Origin of the sequence: Synechococcus sp. H55.11 (genome assembly GCF_047462475.1) — a bacterium.
GTDB lineage: Bacteria > Cyanobacteriota > Cyanobacteriia > Thermostichales > Thermostichaceae > Thermostichus.
This window is the reverse complement of record NZ_JANSJI010000331.1, coordinates 1-600: the sequence shown is the minus strand read 5'-3', so window position 1 is coordinate 600 and position 600 is coordinate 1. Positions and strand designations below refer to the sequence as shown.

The following is a 600-nucleotide window of genomic DNA, read 5'->3' as shown; positions in this document are numbered from 1 at the left end:
GGCAAAGCGCCAGAACAAATGGGATCCGACCAACAGCCCCGCCGCCAGCAGGGCGGATCCCACAAGCCACGGCCACTGGGCTCGTCCCAACAGGGTTTCTGCCGGCACCGTGGTCAAGAAAGCCACCGGCACAACGAAGGTAAAAAACAGCCGATAGGCCACCGGATAGGCCACCAGGGGGAAGCGCCCCGCCTCTACCAAGCCCCGCAGCACCTCGGTGACGTTGTAGATCTTGACAAACCAGATGCTGGTGGCCCCCAGCATAAACCAGAGGCTGTAGAGGATGACCAATCCCAGGAGCAGGGGCACCAGACCCAAAACATAGGCCCAGGCCGGCAGCCGCAACTGGATCCCGGCGTAGAGAATCAGCACCAGGCCAAAGCCGATATCCACCAGGCCCCAGGGAGAGAACACCCGGGTTGACAGCCAAAACTGGCTACTAATGGGCTTGAGCAAAACAAAATCCAGAGTGCCCTCCTGCACCTGCTGCACGATGCGGTTTAAGTTGACGTTAAAGAGGCTGGCCGACACCCCCTGCAAGATGGTGAACATGCCCAAGACGATGAGCGCCTCCGGCCAGCTCCAACCCCCCAGGCGGTG

Annotated in this window: 1 protein-coding gene; it reads right to left on the bottom strand. The window is 60.8% G+C overall.

Annotation, left to right across the window (positions count from 1 at the left end):
* A partial coding sequence (locus NW853_RS12920; protein WP_414349219.1) for an ABC transporter permease occupies positions 1 to 600 on the bottom strand: 600 nt, incomplete at both ends.